Origin of the sequence: Oscillibacter valericigenes, assembly GCF_021531435.1 — a bacterium.
Classification (GTDB): Bacteria; Bacillota; Clostridia; order Oscillospirales; family Oscillospiraceae; genus Oscillibacter; species Oscillibacter valericigenes_B.
Map to the genome: position 1 here is coordinate 88,948 of NZ_JAFBIS010000010.1, position 19,985 is coordinate 108,932.

The 19,985-nt window shown below is 61.9% G+C and carries 14 protein-coding genes and 1 tRNA gene; 5 read left to right on the top strand and 10 right to left on the bottom strand.

The window, feature by feature from the left end; translation table 11 throughout:
- Positions 1 to 16: 16 nt before the first annotated feature.
- Positions 17 to 3,052: an S-layer homology domain-containing protein gene (locus JQM68_RS07480; RefSeq protein WP_235222381.1), complete on the bottom strand. Its 3,036-nt coding sequence runs from the start codon at positions 3,050 to 3,052 to the stop codon at positions 17 to 19.
- A 234-nt stretch (positions 3,053 to 3,286) separates the two neighbouring features.
- Between JQM68_RS07480 and JQM68_RS07485 the strand changes: the two genes are divergently transcribed.
- Positions 3,287 to 3,472 (top strand): ferredoxin, encoded by a 186-nt coding sequence (locus JQM68_RS07485; RefSeq protein WP_235222382.1) that lies wholly within the window; start codon positions 3,287 to 3,289, stop codon positions 3,470 to 3,472.
- A 258-nt stretch (positions 3,473 to 3,730) separates the two neighbouring features.
- Here JQM68_RS07485 and JQM68_RS07490 read toward each other — a convergent pair whose 3' ends face one another.
- The 9 genes from JQM68_RS07490 to JQM68_RS07530 all read right to left on the bottom strand — a co-directional run bounded on the left by JQM68_RS07490 (position 3,731) and on the right by JQM68_RS07530 (position 13,703).
- Positions 3,731 to 4,987, bottom strand: coding sequence for an acetyl-CoA C-acetyltransferase (locus tag JQM68_RS07490; protein ID WP_235222383.1), 1,257 nt, complete (start codon positions 4,985 to 4,987; stop codon positions 3,731 to 3,733).
- 268 nt (positions 4,988 to 5,255) lie between these two features.
- Positions 5,256 to 6,251 carry a peptidylprolyl isomerase gene (locus JQM68_RS07495; RefSeq protein ID WP_235222384.1) on the bottom strand — a complete coding sequence of 332 codons (996 nt, stop codon included), beginning with the start codon at positions 6,249 to 6,251 and terminating at the stop codon, positions 5,256 to 5,258.
- Positions 6,252 to 6,539: 288 nt separating this feature from the next.
- Positions 6,540 to 6,613, bottom strand: a tRNA-Gly gene (locus tag JQM68_RS07500).
- A gap of 120 nt (positions 6,614 to 6,733) precedes the next feature.
- Positions 6,734 to 8,188 (bottom strand): sodium:solute symporter family protein, encoded by a 1,455-nt coding sequence (locus JQM68_RS07505; protein ID WP_235222385.1) that lies wholly within the window; start codon positions 8,186 to 8,188, stop codon positions 6,734 to 6,736.
- A gap of 196 nt (positions 8,189 to 8,384) precedes the next feature.
- Positions 8,385 to 9,083 carry a peptidoglycan DD-metalloendopeptidase family protein gene (locus tag JQM68_RS13750; protein ID WP_268821439.1) on the bottom strand — a complete coding sequence of 233 codons (699 nt, stop codon included), beginning with the start codon at positions 9,081 to 9,083 and terminating at the stop codon, positions 8,385 to 8,387.
- A gap of 102 nt (positions 9,084 to 9,185) precedes the next feature.
- Positions 9,186 to 10,706: a 2,3-bisphosphoglycerate-independent phosphoglycerate mutase gene (gene gpmI, locus JQM68_RS07515; RefSeq protein WP_235222386.1), complete on the bottom strand. Its 1,521-nt coding sequence runs from the start codon at positions 10,704 to 10,706 to the stop codon at positions 9,186 to 9,188.
- A gap of 236 nt (positions 10,707 to 10,942) precedes the next feature.
- The gene (tpiA, locus tag JQM68_RS07520) at positions 10,943 to 11,716 is read right to left on the bottom strand and encodes a triose-phosphate isomerase (protein ID WP_235222387.1); all 774 of its coding nucleotides are present in this window, start codon (positions 11,714 to 11,716) and stop codon (positions 10,943 to 10,945) included.
- 157 nt (positions 11,717 to 11,873) lie between these two features.
- Positions 11,874 to 13,145: a phosphoglycerate kinase gene (locus JQM68_RS07525; RefSeq protein ID WP_235222388.1), complete on the bottom strand. Its 1,272-nt coding sequence runs from the start codon at positions 13,143 to 13,145 to the stop codon at positions 11,874 to 11,876.
- A 66-nt stretch (positions 13,146 to 13,211) separates the two neighbouring features.
- A complete protein-coding gene (locus JQM68_RS07530; protein WP_235222389.1) occupies positions 13,212 to 13,703 on the bottom strand; it encodes a tRNA (cytidine(34)-2'-O)-methyltransferase in 492 nt (163 codons plus the stop codon).
- 321 nt (positions 13,704 to 14,024) lie between these two features.
- On the opposite strand from JQM68_RS07530, the gene JQM68_RS07535 reads away from it, so the two are divergent.
- From JQM68_RS07535 to mfd, 4 genes are all read left to right on the top strand, one after another.
- Positions 14,025 to 14,522 carry a hypothetical protein gene (locus JQM68_RS07535; RefSeq protein ID WP_235222390.1) on the top strand — a complete coding sequence of 166 codons (498 nt, stop codon included), beginning with the start codon at positions 14,025 to 14,027 and terminating at the stop codon, positions 14,520 to 14,522.
- A gap of 42 nt (positions 14,523 to 14,564) precedes the next feature.
- Complete coding sequence (locus JQM68_RS07540) at positions 14,565 to 15,524, top strand: ribose-phosphate pyrophosphokinase (protein ID WP_235222391.1); 960 nt, start codon at positions 14,565 to 14,567, stop codon at positions 15,522 to 15,524.
- Between the two features lie 96 nt (positions 15,525 to 15,620).
- Positions 15,621 to 16,208, top strand: a complete 588-nt coding sequence (gene pth, locus JQM68_RS07545; RefSeq protein WP_235222392.1) for an aminoacyl-tRNA hydrolase — start codon at positions 15,621 to 15,623, stop codon at positions 16,206 to 16,208.
- Between the two features lie 108 nt (positions 16,209 to 16,316).
- Positions 16,317 to 19,820 (top strand): transcription-repair coupling factor, encoded by a 3,504-nt coding sequence (gene mfd / locus JQM68_RS07550; RefSeq protein WP_235222393.1) that lies wholly within the window; start codon positions 16,317 to 16,319, stop codon positions 19,818 to 19,820.
- Positions 19,821 to 19,985 lie beyond the last annotated feature (165 nt).

Consider the following 19,985-nt stretch of genomic DNA (forward strand, 5'->3'; position numbering starts at 1 on the left):
ACCTTTTTAGCTAATATCACACCAGATTATACAGGATCTTCGCCATCTGGCCCCGGGTGATGTTGTTGTGGGGCCGGAAGCTGCCGTCGGTGTAGCCGCCGAGGATACCCTGGGCCGCCATGGTCTGGATATAGAACGTGGCGTAGGCGGGAATTTTCCCGGCGTCGGTGAAGGTCAGCTCCACCGTGGCGTAGCCCTTCTCCTGGGTGCGGCCGATCATAGTGGCGGCCTGGGCACGGGTCAGGGGGCTGTTGGGATTGAAGTACAGCTTCCCGTCGCTGCCCCTGGAGCCGTTGATGACGCCCTCGGTATACAGCGCCTTGATAGCGGGAATGGCGTACTCGCCGATCTTATCCACATCCGCGAAGGGCAGGACCACATCGGCGTACTTGCTCTCGTCCAGCTTCAGGTAGCGGAACAGCATCACGGAGAACTGGGCCCGGGTGATGTTCTGGTCGGGGCGGAAGGTGCCGTCGGCATAGCCGGTGGTGACACCGGAGGTGTACAGGAACTCCACGTAATGAGCGCCCCAGTAGTCCTTGGTATCGGTGAAAGCGGGCTGGTAGTCCTCGCCCACCGGCACGTCATAGGAGGCGCGGCCGATGTTGCCGGAGCCGTCCTTGGCCGTGATGGTGACGCGGTGGGGCCGCCCGTCGGAAATGATGGAGGTGGAGAGGGCCCCCGTCTCCGCGTTATAGACAAAGTCCTGCTTCTGACCATCCCAGGTCACGGAGACGGCGGACCGGGGCAGCACGCCGTCCACGGCGTCGGAGATCGTGGCAAGGAGCCGCCCGTTCTCCTGATCCAGAGAGGTAGTCACGGTGGGTACCGTCTGGTCCAGACTGCCGTAGGCCGCGGTGAACTGATCCAGGTAAATAGTGCCGCTGGTACTGGGCATGTAGGCGGTCTCACCGTTTTCATCCACATAGGCGGAGCCGTGGACATACACTCCGGTGATGGCGGTGGTGCCCGCCGGCATGTCGCTGAGGATGGGCATCCAACCGGTGAAGTCCAGCGTCACCTGGTCCGTCTTGGACACATTGCCGCTGATGTCCACAGTGCGCAGGCCCAACTCATTGCCGCTGCCGTCACCGTAGACCCAGAAGCTCACCATAGGCGCGCTGGTGGGGAACGCATAGTTCACAGGCACCTCCGCGAAGCCGTCGGCGGCGTCATAGACCAGCTTGCCGGAGGCTCTGCCGTAGCGCACATACTCCATGTTCTGATTCCGGGAGAGGCTGGCGGTGCCGCTCTCCTGGGGGGTAAAGGCCGTCTCGAAATCCGCCACCGTGCTGTACGCCACCTTGGAGACCGTCACGTTGACGGACGCGCTCTGCCCGCCGGCGGAAACGGTAATGGTGCCGGTGCCGGGCTTTTCAGCGTAGAGGATGCCGCCGGTATCTCCCACGCTGATACTGCCGATGTCTCCCTCTACCTTCCAATCAAAAAGGGCTTGGTCCGCTTTCAGCGGCAGGTGGCTGTACACCGCCGCGGCAGTCAGCGTTGTGGTGCTGCCGGGAGAAACCGTCAGTTCCTTCAGCGTCGTGCCGCTGCTGTTCCGGATGGAAACGGAATCCGGCGTTGTGATGGCGTGAACCGTTGTCTCACCCTGCTTGCCGCCGGCCTCAGCGGTGACGGTGATGTCGCCGCCCCGGCTGAGCGTGGTCAGCACATTGCCGTTCAGCTCGCCGTCGCTGGCCCACAGGTCATAGCGCTTCGCCATGGGGATGAAGTTGGTGTCCACGGCGGCGGCGGAGATATTCACCTTGCTGCCCGCCAGGACATAGTCGTAGTCCGCGCTGACATAGAAATGGCTCAGCTTGCCGGAGGGCTCGTTGTCCGCCACCAGGAAAATGTGGTTGGAAACCGCTCGCTCGCTGCCCTCGGAGGGCGTGTTGACGGTCTTGGCCGCCGTCTCGTCCGGCTCGGTGATGGTGAGGGTGGTGGAGCCGCCGCCGTCCAGACACAGGGCGGTGACGCAGCCCAGCTCGATGAGCCGCGCCGCCACCTGGCTCATGGTGGCGCCGATGGAGTGGCCGGACTTCCGTCCGTCAATGGTGTAGAACACCAGGGAGCCGTCGGCACGCTGGCCCACGGCGGTGCGGGGAGCGGCCCCGGCCTGGAGGCCGGAGACCACGGCGCCGTTCTCCACCAGGGAGTACAGGGTGCCCACGGCGTAGTCCACGTCGTTCCATTCCTCGCTGGCAGCGGTCACATTCAGAATGATCTCCGCCCCCACAGGCACGTTCCGCAGGGCGTCCACATGGTAAGCGTCGGATTTCAGATTCACGGACAGCACCACCTGTCCTTCCCGGATGGACGTGGCGGCGGAGGCCTCCGTCACCTGCTCCACCCGCAGCGTCAGGGTATCGCCGATGGACAGCTCGCCGTCCTCGACGGAACAAATCACATCAACGCCCGCCTCGGTGTTGCCGGTGGTGTGGCGGTCATTGAAGTCGTAGGTATAGAGGTAGATGCCGCCGGAGGAGACCCGGGCCTTGTTCACGCCGGCGAGCTGCCGGACCACCTGCAGGGACGCTCCGGCGCTGTCCAGCGCCTGATAGCCGAGGTCTGCGGTGACCTTGACGCCGGGCTTGCCCAGCACGGCGGTGCCGTCGGCGCGGAAGCCCACGGCGTAATAGCCGGCGTCACTGCTGCGCAGCTGGCCCTCCGTCACCACGATGCCCACCGGCAGGCCGGTACTGGTGTTGTAAAAGTCGCCGTTGATGCCGGCCACCACCCGGTAGCCCTGGGCCTCTAGTGTCCTGGACATGGCGGAGACCTTGGTCGTATCCGTCAGCACATTGCCGTAAGTGACAATGGGCGTTACGTCCTTGTTGGGCGTATAGGTGATCAGATTCTCTGTCCGGAGGTCGGAATAGGTGCTGCTCCAGAACACATTGGTGGAGAGCTGGGTCTTTTCGTTCAGAAGGGTGTCCTTGGCTGTCAGGTCGCTGCCCAGCGCCTCCGACGCGGCAGCGGGCACCGTCAGGGCGGCGGCCAGGGACAGCGTCAGCAGCAGGGAAAGGGTTTTTCGCAGTAAATGTTTCATAGGGTTCCTCCAAAAGTCCGCGCGTGTGGTCTACATAACGCCTATACCATAGCACATTCTGTTTTTAAAGTAAACGTCAATTTGTAAACAAAAATCCCCCAGTTTCGCCGGGACTTTCCTGTCTCTGATAAAGACGTCCCAAAAAGCGGAAAAGTTTCTCCCCCGCAAAAAGTTCTTGGAGAGCGGCCGGTTTTGCGGTACAATAAGGACAATCAAACACAAGGAGGCCCCGCCATGACCATCACCATCGACACCACCCGCTGCATCGGCTGCGGCATGTGCGCCTACGCCGCCCCGGAGGTTTTCCGGGTCGTAGGAAAATATTCCACCGTCATCTCCCAGCCGGAGGGCCGCCGGGACCCCAAAGTCTCCAACGCCGAAAACGGCTGCCCCGTCAATGCCATTTCTGTCACCCGCTAAGCACCCTCCTAGGAAAGGGGCCAGGGAAAACCTGCGGTTTTCCCGGTTCATTCGCCTCCGGCGAATGAAGAAAATGAAATCATTTTCGCCGCGGCGTGTACGTGGTGAAAATTCCTTGACCCGTTTTCCCTTGGGGCAAACACACCAGTCCGCAGACTGGTGAGGGGGGTCAGAAAAAGTAAAACAAGGCGGAGCCTAGCGGCTCCGCCTTGTTTTACTTTTTCGTCTAGGGGGGACGTCAGTCCCCCTTGGAACCTCTCAGCACTTCTCCACGACGACAGCGGTACCCATGCCGCCGCCGATGCACAGGGTAGCCAGGCCCTTCTTGGCCTCGGGGCGCTTCATCATCTCGTGCACCAGGGTGACGATGATACGGGCGCCGGAAGCACCAACGGGATGGCCCAGGGAGATGGCGCCGCCGTTGACGTTGACCTTGCTCATGTCGAAGCCCAGCTCACGGGCCACGGCGATAGACTGGGCGGCGAATGCCTCGTTGGCCTCGACCAGGTCGATGTCGTCGATGGTCACGCCAGCCTTGGCCATGGCAGCGCGGGAAGCGGGAACGGGGCCGACGCCCATGATCTTAGGATCAACACCGCCCTGGCCCCAGCCGATCAGCTTGACCATGGGCTTCAGGCCGTACTTCTCAACAGCCTCGCCGGAGGCCAGGATGATGGCGGCAGCGCCGTCGTTGATGCCGGAGGCGTTGGCGGCGGTGACACGCTGCTGGCCCTTATCCTCAGAGTCCTTGCAGCCGGTGGGCTCGAAGGTGTGAACGACCTCGGGGTTGGGGGACTCGGGACCCACGGGGAAGGCGCCGCGCAGCTTGGCGATACTCTCGGCGGTGACGCCGGCCTTGGGGAACTCGTCCTTCTTGAACTCCACGATCTCCTTCTTGACCTTCACGGGCACGGGCACGATCTCATCGTCGAACTTGCCGGCAGCCTGAGCAGCCTCAGTCTTCTGCTGGGAAGCGGCGGCGAACTCGTCCTGCTCCTTGCGGGAGATGCCCCAGATGTCGTTGATGTTCTCAGCGGTGGTGCCCATGTGGTAGTTGTTGTAAACATCCCACAGACCGTCCTTGATCATCTCGTCCACCAGCTTCTTGTCACCCATGCGGGCGCCCCAGCGGGCGTCAGTGGACAGGAAGGGAGCGGCGCTCATGTTCTCGGTGCCGCCGCAGACCACGATGTCGGAGTCGCCGGCCAGGATGGAGCGGGCACCCTCGATGACGGACTTCATGCCGGAGCCGCAGACCATGCCCACGGTGTAAGCGGGAACGGAATAGGGGATGCCGGCCTTGATGGAGACCTGGCGGGCCACGTTCTGGCCGAGGCCGGCGGTCAGGATGCAGCCGAACATCAGCTCGTCAACCTGCTCGGGCTTCACGCCGGCGCGGTTCAGCGCTTCCTTGACAACGATAGCGCCCAGATCAGCAGCGGGAGTGTTCTTCAGAGAACCGCCAAAGGAGCCGATGGCAGTACGGCAGCAGTTCACGATGTACAGGTCTTTCATAGTGTTCCTCCGTTTTTATTATAAGATTGGCGGCCCATCACCGCCCTGGATCACTTGGGGAGACGGCTTTGTCAAACTCTTGACATAATTGCTAATTTTTTGACAATGCCGTATGTCTTGTTCCCTCACAAAATGGATTATAGTTCGTTTTCCATTTCTCGTCAATGGAAAACTGCCGCTCCGCTATAATTTTGTTAAATCTTTGACAAAATGCATCTGGTTTTCGTCAAGGTGACGAAAACCAGATGCATTTTATGACTTGTATGCGCTACTCTCCGTCTCCTTCGGTTCGCAGCGTCTCCAGGGCTGTGTAGAATGCTTCCGTGTCCAGGCCGTCATAGCCCTCCGTCAGCGTCGTCCGGGCCTCGGAAGCGGCCTTCTGCAGGAGGCTGTCCAAATAGTCATCCACCAGGTCCTTTGTCTCCGGAGCCAGACGGCGAAGGATGGAAAAACCCTCATCGGATTCCAAAATCCCGGAGCACTGTCCAACGGCCAGAGACCGGGCGGCCTCTTCCAGTTCCTGCGGAAGCTGGCCGTCTCCCGGCAGGACCGTCCGGGGACCGGCGGTGTCGTCCCCCGCTTTTGCCAGCGTGTCGAATACCGCCCCCTGGTCCTCCGCGCCGTTGAGCCGGGCAAAAGCCTCCGCCGCTTTTTCCCGGGCGGCCTCCCGGTCATCCCCGGCGGCAATGAGGATCCTGTCCACGGTCATGCGCCCGTCCCCGGCGGCGAAGGCCGCCAGCGCCTCCTCCCCGGGCGCCAGGGCACTGCCCGGCTGGTTTGCCAGGGCGCACAGCTTCGCGTACAGCTTTCCCACGTTCTCCAGCTCCAGCGCCCGGGCCTGGTCCAACCCCATATCCGCCAGTTTCTCCAGATACTCCGGCTCCTCATGCTCCGCGGCGGCCTGCTGTTCCGTTTCGGAAAGCCGGCAGCCGTATTTCTCCGCCCAGTTCTCCACAGTAGCGTACAGCGCGGTGTCCGCCAGGGCCTGGTCCTTGGCATAGTCGGCCAGGGTGCCGCCCTCCAGAGGCGCCCGCCAGTCCAGAGTCACCCCGGCGTCCCGGTAGCGGGCCGCCACCCGGTCGCAGGTGTAGGCCAGCCAGTAGAGATACCGCCAGGCCGGCACCTCCCTGCCGTCCACCGTCAGCAGGACCTCCTCTTCCTCCAGGCCGGAGGCCTGTCCCAGAATACCGCCCGTTTCCGTGGGAGCGGAACAGGCCGCCAGGCACAGGCACACCAGCAAAGCAGCAACCGTCTTTTTCACCATCCTCGCACCTCCCGTCCCTCCATGGATATGCGGGAGCGCGGACAGCTATGCCGCTTTCTGAGCAGTCTTCCCTGCGCGGCGGATACGGCCGGAAACAAAAAAAGCCCTAAGGCTTTTTCATCGCCTTAGGGCTTTTTCTGATCTCTATCAATGCGGCAAAATGCGTGTTTTCAGCGTCAACCGCGAACCCAGCGAAGCGGATCGCGGTTGGAAAGGAGGAGCAGCGGAATGAGTGCGCTCCGACTTTTAAAAAAAGTCGGAGCAAGCGATATGCAGCTTGCTCCGACGTGGAGCGGCTGAGGGGAGTCGAACCCCCCTATGCAGCTTGGGAAGCTGCCGTTCTACCGATGAACTACAGCCGCGTCTGGATGGTATGATAACATACTTCCGCCGAAATTGCAACACGAAAAATAGCGTCCGCCGCAAATGCGGCGGACGCTGATTTTCTGATTATCCGTTTCAACTTGCGGAAAAGCGGAAGCTCAGTCCTCCTCGGGAGCCAGCTCCGTAGACTTCACCTTGGGCGGGAAGATCTTGGAGAACACCAGGAAGAACACCAGAGCCACGACCAGGCCGGGGATGATGGGCTGAGACACCTTCATGCCGAAGAGCATGCCGCCGGAGATCTTCTCCAGATACACAACAACGATGGAGCCGGAGATCAGGGAGGCGATGGTGCCGGCCAGAGAAGCGCCGGTCCAGTAATGGCCCAGCACATAGGGGAAGAACGCGCCGGCAGCACGGAGGGTGAAGCAGAACATCAGCAGGTTCACCAGGCTGGAGGTGTTGAACAGGGCGATGAACATGGAAACCACGCCCACGATGGCCATGACGATCTTGGTGACCTTCATGACATCCTCGCTGGTGGCGTCGGGCTTCAGCACGGCACGGTAGATGTCGTTGGCGAAGATGGAGCCGGCGCCCAGCAGGTCAGAGTCGGAGGAGGACATGGTGGCGGAGATGATACCGGCGAACAGCAATCCGCAGATGACGGCGGGCATGGCCTCCATAGCCAGCACCGGCAGCGCGTAGCGGGCGCCCACGTCGGCGAAGTCCTCAGCGTTGAACTTGCCCATGTTGATGAGGGCCAGGGTGATGATGCCGAGAACGGCGGGGATGAACGCATAGATGAAGTTGATGATGGCAGCCAGGATGGAGCCCTGCTTCGCGGCCTTGCCGTCACGGGCGGCATAGTAGCGGGAAACGGCCTCCTGGCCCACGGTAAAGGTCGCCACATACATGATGGTCAGGGAGATGACCGCCATGGGGCTGTATCCCTTGAACATATTGAAGGTCTCGGCGGGAACGTTGGCCACCACATTGCCCCAGCCGCCGGCGAGCCGCATGGCGAAGGGCACGGCGATGATCATGCCGATGATGATGAGGAACACCTGGATGAAGTCCGTCAGGGTAACACTCCACAATCCGCCCATGATAGAGTAGATGGTGACGACCACGGCCACGATGATAACAGCGGTCTTGTAGCTGATGCCCAGCATGGTAGAGAGGATGACGGAGGAGGCGATGAACTGGCCGGCGGTAAGGCCGATCAGGGGCAGCAGCATGATAATGGCGGTGACGAGACCCGCGCTCTTGCCATACCGCCGCCGGAAATACTCAGGCACGGTCTTGACGGTGGCAGCCCGGAACTTGGGCGCCAGGAAGGTCAGGATCACAAAGGCAAAGCCCATGGTGATGATGTACCAGGCGGCGGAGATGCCGTGGTTCTGCATGCCCTGCTGGACAACGCCCAGGGAGCTGCCGCCGCCGATCTCCGTGGCAGCCAGCGTGCCCGCCATCAGGAAGGGGCCCAGCCGCCGTCCGGCGACCATAAAATCGGTGTTGGAAGTGATCTTCTTGGAAGAATACCAGCCGATGAACAGCATCACCAGCAGGTAGAATACCACGATCACGCTAACTGTCAGGTTAAATTGCATAGATTTTCTCCTTTCTCACATCACATTGAAGAGTTTCCCGGTCTGCGCTCTCCTTTCCCCTCAAAATTCACCGTTAAACGGCTGTCCGCAAAATTTTAACGGTTTGTTAACATTTTACAATCATTTTTGTCAAATGTAAAGTGCTGGCGGCGAAAAAACCGGCACGCGCCCCCATTTGGGGCGTGTGCCGGTCTTCTCATCGGTTCAGAAACGCGTCCGGGTCAACGGCGTCGCCGTCCTTTGTAACGGAAAAATGAAGGTGCGGGCTCTGGCCGGACTCCGCTTTGGCGGTGGTCCCCACGGCGCCGATGATCTGTCCGGCGGACACCGTGTCTCCCTCCTCCACCGTGGGCTGCGCCTGGAGGTTGGCGTAGGTGGTCTGGTAGCCTCCGTCATGGCTGATGGTGACGGTGGTCCCCATCATGGGGTCGTCCTCCACGGCCAGGACGGTGCCGGAGCAGGCGGCCAGCACGGTGGTGCCGGGCTTGGCGGAAATATCCACGCCGTCATGGATGCGCCAGTCGTCCATGGTCACGTCATAGACCAGCCTGTCCACGGAAAACGCCGTCAGCACCTGGCCGTTCAGGGGCGAGACCACCAGCCGGGGCGCCTGGGCCACCACCGGCGTGTCGTCCACCTCCACCTCCGGCATGGGGGCCGTCTCCACTTCTATCGGTTCCGGCTCGACCGTCTCCACCACCTCCGGTTCCGGCTCCGTCACCTCCGGCGCGGGCGCGGACACCTCCGGTACAGGGTCCTCCTCCACGATGGCAGGCTCTTCTCCCCGGCCGGACAGCAGCGCCCATCCGCTGACGCCCACCACCAGCAGGCACACCGCCAGCGTGATATAAAACCCGGCGCTGCCCCGCAGCGCCTCCCACTTTTTCTTGTCCATGTAAAATTTCCTCCCTTGCATTTTGGGTTCAAGGGAAGTATGGACATCTTTTCCTCGGCTTATACAAAAAAAGCGGCGCGTTTGCGCCGCTTTTCAGGGAAGTTATTTTACGATCAAAGTCTTCCCGTCCATTTCCTCGGGGCAGGCCAGGCCCATCACATCCAGGATGGTAGGCGCGATGTCCGCCAGGCGGCCGCCGGTCCGCAGCTCCGTCCCGGCGCCGCAGAGGATAAAGGGCACGGGGTTTGTGGTGTGGGCGGTCATGGGAGAGCCGTCGGGCTCCACCATCTGCTCGGCGTTGCCGTGGTCGGCGGTGATCATGGCGATGCCGCCCATCTTCAGCGTGGCGTCCACCACCCGGCCGACGCACGCGTCCACGGTCTCCACGGCCTTCACCGCGGCGTCAAACACACCGGTGTGGCCCACCATGTCGCAGTTGGCGAAGTTCAGGATGATGACGTCATAGGCGCCGGACTCGATGCGCTCCACGCACTTGTCGGCTACTTCCACGGCGCTCATCTCCGGCTGGAGGTCGTAGGTCGCCACCTTGGGGGAGGCCACCAGCACCCGGTCCTCGCCGGGGAACACCGTCTCGCTGCCGCCGTTGAAGAAGAAGGTCACATGGGCGTACTTCTCCGTCTCGGCGATACGCAGCTGGGTCATGCCCATCTGACTGAGGTACTCGCCCAGGCCGTTGCGAACGGTATTGCGGGGGAAGGCCACCTCCACATTGGGCATGGTGGCGTCGTACTCCGTGTTGCACACGAACGTGACGGGGAAATACTGGCGGGTAAAGCCGTCAAAATCCGGGTCCACCAGGGTCCGGGTGATCTCCCGGGCACGGTCAGGCCGGTAGTTGAAGAAAATGACGCTGTCGTTGTCGGAGATGGTACCCTCGGTGTCGCACACCACAGGCTCCACGAACTCGTCGGTGACGCCGGCGGCGTAGGAATCCTTCACGGCGGCCACAGGCACGGGATTGAACACGGCGCTCTCGCCGTAGACCATGGCGTCATAGGCCTGCTCCACCCGGTCCCAGCGCTTGTCGCGGTCCATGGCGTAATAGCGGCCCATCACCGTAGCGATCTTGCCCACGCCCAGCTCCCGGCACTTCTCCACCGTCCGGGCCACAAAGTCGGCGCCGGAGGTGGGAGACACGTCCCGGCCGTCCAGAAACGCATGGATATAGACCCGCTCCAGGCCCTTGTCCTTGGCCAGCTTCAGCAGGGCGAACAGGTGCTCAATGTGGGAGTGGACGCCGCCGTCGCTCAGCAGGCCCATCAGGTGGAGGGCAGTGCCCTTCTCCTTGCAGGAATCCATGGCGTGGTTGTAGGCGGGATTGGTGAAAAAGTCCCCGTCGGCGATGGACTTGGTGATGCGGGGCAGGTCCTGGAATACCACCCGGCCGGCGCCGATGTTGGTGTGGCCCACCTCGCTGTTGCCCATCTGTCCGTCAGGCAGGCCCACATCCAGTCCGGAGGCAGACAGCTCCGTGTGGGCAAATTCCTGGAAGAACTGGTCCAGCCGGGGCGTATTGGCGGTCTGGACGGCGTTGCCCACGGTGCTGCCGGGTGCCATGCCGAAGCCATCCATAATAATCAAGGTAGTCGGTGTTTTGTTCATAAAAACCTCGTTTCGCTCAAGCCCATCCCCCATTCGCAAACAGCGGAGGGGGACTAGGGGGAACCAAGGGTTCCCCAGTTGATTTGCCAAAGGCAAGTCAAGAACATGAAATCATTTTCGGCAGGACATGTGCCCGCCGAAAATACCTCGACCCAGGCGCCCTGGGCGCCGACACCAGTGACCGAAGTCACTGGTGGTGGGGGAGGTCGAGGGGGAGCCTGCTCCCCCTCGAAAGATTACTCCTGGTTGGCAGCGTTGATGATGTCCACGAACTGCTCGGGCTTCAGAGCGGCGCCGCCGATAAGTCCGCCGTCGATGTCGGGCTGGGCCAGCAGCTCAGCGGCATTCTTGGGATTCATGGAGCCGCCGTACTGGATGGTGACGGAGCGGGCAACGCGGGCCCCGTACAGGCTGCGGATGGTGGCGCGGATGTTGGAGCAGACCTCGCCGGCCTGCTCGGCAGTGGCGGTCTTGCCGGTGCCGATGGCCCAGATGGGCTCATAGGCGATGATGCAGCGGCGCATCTTGTCGGCGGGCACGCCGTACAGGGCGCTCTTGACCTGCAGGGCGATCCACTCGTTGGTGATGCCGGTCTCGCGCTGCTCCAGGCTCTCGCCCACGCAGATGATGGGGTTCATGCCGGCGTTCAGAACGGCGTGGACCTTCTTGTTCACGGTCTGGTCGGTCTCGCAGAAGTACTGGCGGCGCTCGCTGTGGCCGACGATGACGTACTTCACGCCCAGATCCTTCAGCATATCAGCAGAGACCTCGCCGGTGTAGGCGCCCTTCTCCTCAAAGTAGACGTTCTCGGCGCCCACGGAGATCCGCAGGTCCTTGAAAGCCTTGGAAGCAGCGGAAATGTTGCAGGCGGGGACGCAGATCAACGTCTCGCACCACTTGGCGCGGGGCATGATCTTCTTGATCTCCTCGGCAAACTTCTTGGTCTCGGTAGCGGTCATGTTCATCTTCCAGTTACCGGCGATGACGGTCTTGCGGTATCTGCGGTTCATGTTACATATCTCCTTTTATGTGTATGTCATATTCTGGGCCACGCCCATAGATGTGCGAAACGAAAACCTATTATTTTATAACGAAAAAAGGGATAATTGTCAAGCATTTAGTCATATTTTTTGTAAAAACATGCGCCGTGCTGACGTCTGCCTTTCATCACTCCGCGTCCAGCAGGCACGCGACGCCCGGCAGCTCCTTGCCCTCCAGGAATTCCAGGGAGGCGCCGCCGCCGGTGGAGATGTGGGTCATCTTGTCGGCGTAGCCCAGCTGCTCCACGGCCGCCGCGCTGTCGCCGCCGCCGATGATGGTAATGGCGGAGGTCTTGCTCAGGGCCTCGGCCACAGCCTCGGTGCCCTTGGCGAAGGCAGGGAACTCAAACACACCCATAGGGCCGTTCCAGATCACGGTGCCGGCGTCGGCCACGGCGTCGCAGTACAGGGCCACCGTCTCGGGGCCGATGTCCAGGCCCTCCCAGCCGTCGGGGATCTCGCCGGCCTTGACCACCTGACTGTTGGCGTCGGCGGCAAACTTGTCGGCGCAGACGGTGTCCACAGGCAGCAGCAGCTTCACGCCCTTGGCCTTGGCCTTTTCGATCATGTCCTTGGAGTAATCCATCCAGTCGGCCTCCAGCAGGCTGTTGCCCACCTTGCCGCCCATGGCGGCGGAGAAGGTGTAGGCCATGCCGCCGCCAATGATGATGGTGTCGGCGATCTCCAGCAGGTTGTTGATGACTCCGATCTTGCTGGACACCTTGCTGCCACCCAGGATGGCCACCAGGGGGCGCTTGGGGTTGGCGATGGCGCCGCCCAGGAACTCCAGCTCCTTCTGGATCAGGAAGCCGGACACGGCGGGCAGGTAAGCGGCCACGCCGGCAGTGGAGGCGTGGGCGCGGTGGACCGCGCCGAAGGCGTCGGACACATACAGGTCCGCCATGGAAGCCATGGCCTTGGCCAGCTCGGGGTCGTTCTTGGTCTCGCCCTTTTCAAAGCGGGTATTCTCCAGCAGCAGGATCTGGCCGGGCTGCAGGGCGGCAGCCTTAGTCTTGGCGTCCTCGCCCACCACATCGTGTGCAAAGATGACCTCCTGGCCCAGCAGCTCGCTCAGGCGCTTGGCGACGGGAGCCAGGGTCAGCTTCTTCAGGGACTTCTCCCAGTCCTCTTTCTTGACGGAAGCTGCGTCCTTGCCCTTTTCCACCTGCTTCTTCACATAGGACTCAAAGGTCGCCACGGGCTTGCCCAGGTGGGAGCAGGCGATGACGGCCGCGCCGTTCTCCAGCAGGTACCGGATGGTGGGCAGGGCGGCAACGATGCGCTTGTCGCTGGTGATCTCGCCGGTCTCCTTGTCCTGGGGGACGTTGAAATCGCAGCGCAGCAGGACCTTTTTGCCGGCCACATCCACGTCACGAACAGTCTTTTTGTTGTAATTCATGTGGAATTCCTCCATACATAGATATAATTGATAAGTTCACGGCGCTCAGCGCCGGGTATCATAAGTTCAGTTTTCTGCCATCTCCCCGGTTCCCATCAGCCCCGGGAAATGGTTCTGCCGCAATGCCTCGTAGACGCAGACCGCCACGGTGTTGCTCAGGTTCAGGCTCCGGGCCTCCGAGATCATGGGCAGCCGGATGCAGCGGTCCCGGTACTGTTCCCGTAACGCCAGGGGCAGCCCCGCGGTCTCCTTGCCGAAAAACAGCCAGCAGTCCGCCGAGAACTCCGCCTCCTCATAGGAGCGGGGCGCCTTGGTGGTGGTGAGCCACAGGTCTGCGGCGGCCTCCGGGTGACGGGCGAAAAAGTCGTCCAGATTTTCATAATCGGATACATCCACCAGGTGCCAGTAATCCAGGCCCGCCCGTTTCACCGCCCGGTCGGAGATGTCAAAGCCCAGAGGCCGGATGAGGTGCAGGCTGCTGCCGGTAGCGGCGCAGGTGCGGGCAATGTTCCCGCAGTTCTGGGGGATCTCCGGTTCCACCAGCACGATATGAAGCATGGTCAAAATCCCCCCGTTTTGTACGAATGGATTACATTGTAATCCTTTGCCTGGGTAAATTCAACCATATTGTGTGAAAAAAATTCGTTTTTTATTGAAAAGCCCGAGCAAATCCGCCGCGTTTCTGCAATTTGCTGAAAAAAACTCCGAAATTTCTCTTTTTTCCGGTATTTCCGTTGCCTCCCACAAAAACGAAGCCGTTCGGCGAAAAGATTTCAGAGAAATTTCTCGGACAAATTCGCCGGAAACACTGGATTTCCGGTAAAAGTTTGATATAATACCCGTGTGTGTATAATTTTTTACCAAAGGGAGGGAAGCGCCATGATCCGCCTCCAGCGCGCTGTTTTCTTTATGGAAGAAGAACCCGCCGCGGGTGACTCCAAACCGCTGATGCTGAACGCCGTTCTCTCTTGCCCTATCTTGTCATGGATGAGCAACCAGTTGCTGGCCGAAGGCGTACAGCGGTTTTTCGTTGCCTGCGATGACCGCTTCGCGGAAGAGGCCAGAGCGTGTTTTCCGGAAGGGGCCGAAGTCGTGATCTCCAACCGGCACAGCGATCTTCTGGCATTTCTGGACACCGACGAACAGGTGGCGGTGCTGCCCCGCTCCGCGCTCCCCATGGCGGAAGCGGGCCCCGGCTTTGCCTACGCCGCCTCCGGCCGCGAGCTGCGGGAGGTCTGGCAGGACAGGATGACCAACTCCGTCACCGGAGCGCAGCTTCTTCCCGGCTGGCTGCCCGTATACAGCCGGGCCGTCATTAACGAACTGGAGCCCCTTCTGCGGGAGCGGGCATCATCCGGCGAAAGCAAATCAATTTGACATATTAAATCACATATAAATCACAGAAAGAGGGCGTTTGGAATGATTTCTCACGGCAAAGATATCAAAGTATTTTCCGGCAACGCTAACCCCAAACTGGCTGAAGAGATCTGCAGTCTCATGGGTACCAAGCTGGGTGAATCCGAGGTCGGTACTTTTTCCGACGGCGAAGTTTTTGTCTCCATCTATGAGACTGTCCGCGGCAGCGACGTGTTTGTAGTTCAGTCCACCTGCACCCCCGTTAATAATAACCTGATGGAGCTGCTCATTATGATCGACGCCCTGAAGCGCGCCTCCGCCGGCCGCATCACCGCCGTCATCCCCTATTTCGGCTATGCCCGTCAGGACCGCAAGGCCAAGGCCCGCGATCCCATCACCGCCAAGCTGGTCGCCAACATGATCACCACCGCCGGCGCTGACCGCGTGCTGACCATGGACCTGCACGCCAACCAGATCCAGGGCTTCTTTGACATTCCCGTGGACAACCTGGCCGGCAACCCCATCTTCGTTGACTATTATGCCAAGAAGTTCGGCGACCGCTGCGAGGATATGGTCGTCGTCTCTCCCGATGTGGGCTCCGTGGCCCGCGCCCGCGCCTTCGCCCAGAAGCTGCACATGAACCTGGCCATCGTGGATAAGCGCCGCCAGAAGGCCAACCAGTGCGAGGTCATGAACGTCATCGGCGACGTGAAGGACAAGGACTGCATCCTGTTCGACGACCTGGTGGATACCGCCGGCTCCCTGTGCAACGCCGCCAAAGCCCTGATTGAAGTCGGCGGCGCCAAGAGCGTCCACGCCTGCGCTTCTCACGGCGTGCTGTCCGGCCCCGCCATTGACCGCCTCAACAGCAGCCCCATCCAGGAGCTGGCCCTGCTGGATACCATTCCCGCCATTGACCCCGCGAAATCCGACAAGATCAAGTACCTGTCCGTGGCTCCCATGTTCTGCGAGGCCATCGAGCGCATCTACCAGGAGGTCTCCATCTCCAAGCTGTTCCGCTGAGGAAACGCGGGCAATATTCCAATATATGTTTACAAAGGCGGGGAAGACTTCTTTCCCGCCTTTGTGGGCTGTCACCATTGAAAAGGAGCTTTTCCTATGCTGTTCGGAAACAAATCCTCCGCCGTGGACTGGCTGATCGTGGGCCTCGGCAACCCGGGTCAGAAATATGAGCACACCCGCCACAACATGGGTTTTTTGACGGTGGACCTGCTGGCGGAGAAGCAGGGCGTGAAATTAAATAAGGTAAAATTCAAGTCCGCCTTCAACATCATGCACTTCGCCGGATGCAAGTGCCTGGTGATGAAGCCCCAGACCTATATGAACCTCTCCGGCGAGGCAGTGCGGGAGGCGGCCCAGTTCTACAAGGTCCCCGCGGACCATGTGCTGGTCATCTACGACGACGTGTCCCTCCCCGTGGGCAAGATCCGGGTGCGTCCCACCGGCTCCGCCGGCGGTCACAACGGCATCAAAAACATCATCTCCCACCTGGGCACCCAGGACTTCCCCCGCATCAAGATCGGCACCGGCGCCCCCGGCGAGGGCGGCGACATGATCGACTGGGTCATCGGCGTGCCCTCTCAGGCGGAGCGGAAGGTGCTCCTGGAAAGCTTTGAAAAAGCTATTCAGGCGGCGGAGTGCGTCATTGAATACGGCTGCCAGAAAGCCATGAACGACTATAACTGAGCCGGCCCTGCAAATTTTCCCCCTCCCCCGCATAAAGATATTCTGTGGCCGTATTTTGCGGCCCAGCCGCGCCAATAACTTCCAAATTTTTACAAGAAAGGCACTCCTATGGAACACTTCCTGCAGCAACTGCAAACCATCCCGGAAGCGGCGGAGCTGATCCGCCGGGTGGACGGGGGCGGCTGCCCCGCGGCGGTCTCCGGCCTCCAGCCGGTGCAGCGGGCCTGTGTGGGCGCTGCCGTGGCCCGGGGGACAGGCCGCCCCGCCGTCTTTGTCTGCGGCGACGAGCGGGAGGCCCGCCAGCTCACCGCGGACCTGGCCGCCCTCACCGCTCAGGCGCCGGTACTGCTGCTGAGCCGGGAGTGGCAGTTCCGCCCCGGGGCCGTCAGCTCCCGGGACTGGGAGCGCAGCCGTCTGGCGGCGCTGTACGCCCTGGCAAACGGGGATGCGGCTGTCACCGTCGCCACCGCCGACGCTCTGATGGCCCGGACTCTGCCGCCGGAGCTGCTGCTCTCCCTCTCCATGACGCTTGAGGCCGGCGGACAGGCCGACCTGAAGCAGCTGACCGGCCGCCTCCTGGCGGCGGGCTACACCCGGTGCGACCAGGTGGAGGGCGTGGGCCAGTTCGCCCTGCGGGGCGGCATTCTGGATGTCTTCTCCCCCCTGATGGACCAGCCCGTCCGCTGCGAATTCTTTGACGACGAGATCGACTCCATGGGCACCTTTGACCCCGCCACCCAGCGGCGGACGGCCAATGTGACCTCCGCCCTGCTGCTGCCCGCCGCCGAGGTGCTGCCCCGCAGCGCCGAGGGCGGTCTGGAGGGGCTGGGCGAGACCCTGCTCCGTCTGGCCGACAAGCTGGCAAAGAAACAAAAAACCGAGACCACCGTGGCGAGACTACGGGAGGACGGCGAGCGCTTAAAAAACGGCGCTGTCCCCGGCGGCATGGACCGCTATCTTGCCGCCGTCTACCCGAAAGTCACCGCCGGCGTCCACTATCTGCCCGGCGACGCGGTGGTGTTCCTCTGCGAGAGCGGCCGGGTGGACGAGCGGGTAAAAAACGCCCTGCTCCAGAACAAGCAGGACACGGAGGCCCTGCTGGAAGCGGGCCTGCTGGCGGGCGACTACGCCAAGCTCCTGCTCTCCGGTGAGGAGCTGTACGCCGCCCTGGAGGACTTCCCCGTCATCATGGCGGACTCCCTCCCTACCTCCCGGCATCCCCTGAAACCCCGGGGCCTGCTGACCATGAACGCCCGGCAGCTCTCGTCCTACGGCGGCAGTCTGGAGACCGCCGTCACCGACCTGGAGCATTACCGCGCAAACGGCAGCGCCGTGCTGGTGCTGTGCGCCGGGGAGAGCCGGGCCCACAACCTCCACCGTCTGCTGGAGGAGCGGGGCATCCCCGCCGCGGTGGACCTGAAAAACGCAGCCATGCCCAAAGCCGGGGAGGTCCGCATCTCCCTGGGGGCTCTGTCGGCAGGCTGCGAGTGGCCGTACCTGAAGCTGGCGGTGCTGACCGAGGGCCAGCTCACCGCCCCCACGCAAAAGCGGCTGAAGCTGAAGAAGGAATCCAACCGCCAGAAAATCCAGTCCTACACCGACCTCTCCCCCGGCGACCTGGTGGTCCACGTCCACCACGGCGTGGGCCGGTTCGCGGGCATCCAGCGGATGCCGGTGGATGGCGTGGAAAAGGACTACATCAAAATCGACTACGCCGGGGGCGACTGCCTGTACGTCCCCGTCACCCAGCTGGACCTGGTGAGCAAGTACATCGGCGGCGGTGAGGACCAGGAGCGCCAGAAGCTGAACAAGCTGGGCGGTACGGAGTGGGCCAGGCAGAAAACCAAGGCGAAAAAAGCGGCCAAGGACCTTGCCAAGGGCCTGACCCAGCTGTACGCCGAGCGGCAGCGCCGCCCCGGTTTCGCCTTCTCCCCCGACTCCCCCTGGCAGCGGGAGTTTGAGGACGCCTTCCCCTACGCGGAGACCGACGACCAGCTCCGGGCCATTGAGGAGATCAAAAAGGACATGGAAAAGCCCCGGCCCATGGACCGGCTGCTTTGCGGCGACGTGGGCTACGGCAAAACGGAGGTGGCCCTCCGGGCGGTGATGAAATGCGTGCTGGACGGCAAGCAGGCCGCCATTCTGGTGCCCACCACCGTCCTGGCCCAGCAGCACTACGCCACCGCCTGCGGCCGGTTCAAGGACTTCCCGGTGAAAATCGAGGTCCTGTCCCGGTTCACCACAGCCAAAGAGCAAAAGCGCATCCTGGACGCGGCGAAACGGGGCGCCGTGGACCTGCTGATCGGCACCCACAAGCTGCTACAGAAGAATGTGGAATTCAAGGACCTGGGGCTGCTCATCATCGACGAGGAGCAGCGCTTCGGCGTGACCCACAAGGAGCGGCTGAAAGAGATGAGCCGCCAGGTGGACGTGCTGACCCTGTCCGCCACCCCCATCCCCCGGACGCTGAACATGGCCCTGTCCGGCCTGCGGGACATGAGCACCATCGAGGAGCCCCCCGCCGACCGCCAGCCGGTCCAGACCTATGTGCTGGAGCACGACTGGGCCATTCTGGAGGACGCCATGCGCAAGGAGCTGGCCCGGGGCGGGCAGGTCTACTACCTCCACAACCGGGTGGAGTCCATCGACCTTACCGCCTCCCGCATCCAGAAGATGCTGGGGCCGGAGGTCCGCATCGTGACGGGCCACGGGAAGATGGGCGAGCAGGAGCTGTCCTCGGTCATGCAGGCCATGGTGGACGGCGAGGCGGACGTGCTGGTCTGTACCACCATCATTGAAACGGGCATCGACATCCCCAACGTCAACACCCTCATCATCGAGGACGCCGACAAGATGGGCCTGGCCCAGCTCCACCAGATCCGGGGGCGCATCGGCCGCAGCGCCCGCCGGGCCTACGCCTACCTCACCTACCGCCGGGGCAAAATTTTGCAGGAGACCGCCGCCAAGCGGCTCTCCGCTATCCGGGAGTATGTAGAGTTCGGCTCCGGCTTCAAGATCGCCATGCGGGACCTGGAAATTCGGGGCGCGGGCAACCTGCTGGGCCCGGAGCAGTCCGGGTATCTGATGAGCGTGGGCTACGACCTCTATTTAAAGCTGCTGGAGGAAGCAGTTTTGGAGGAGCGGGGCGAGGAAAAGCAGATCGAGACAGAGTGCTCCGCCGACCTGACCGTCAATGCTAATATCCCGGAGCGGTATGTCCCCTCTGCCGAGCAGCGGATGGACCTGTACCGCCGTATCGCCGCCATCCGCACGGACGACGACGCCTCCGACCTGCTGGACGAGATGCTGGACCGCTACGGCGAGGCGCCCAAGTCCGTCCTGGCCCTGCTGGACGTGGCGCTGCTGCGCGCCGCCGCAGCCAAGGCCGGTATTTCCGACATCTCCCAGAAAAAGGACGTGCTGAAATTCACCCTGGGCATCTTCCGCCCGGAGGCGCTGGTGTCCGTCTGCAACCTGGCGAAGTACAAGTACCGCCTGACCCTTGCGGCAGGCGAGACCCCGGCCCTGTCGCTGAAGCTGAAGCCCGGCGCCAACGTGCTGGAAACGGCCACAGAGCTGGTAGAGGATCTGAAGCTGGCCTCCCAAGGCTGAAATCTATCCAAATAACGCCACAGGGCGCCGGATATCCGGCGCCCCGTTTATATCAAGAAAATCCCCGGAGCAAACTCCGGGGATTTGTAAGCGTCAATTCTAACAGCGTATAAAAATCTCCACCTTGGCGCGAATGCGCTGAGGTGGAGATCAATCATTATTGAG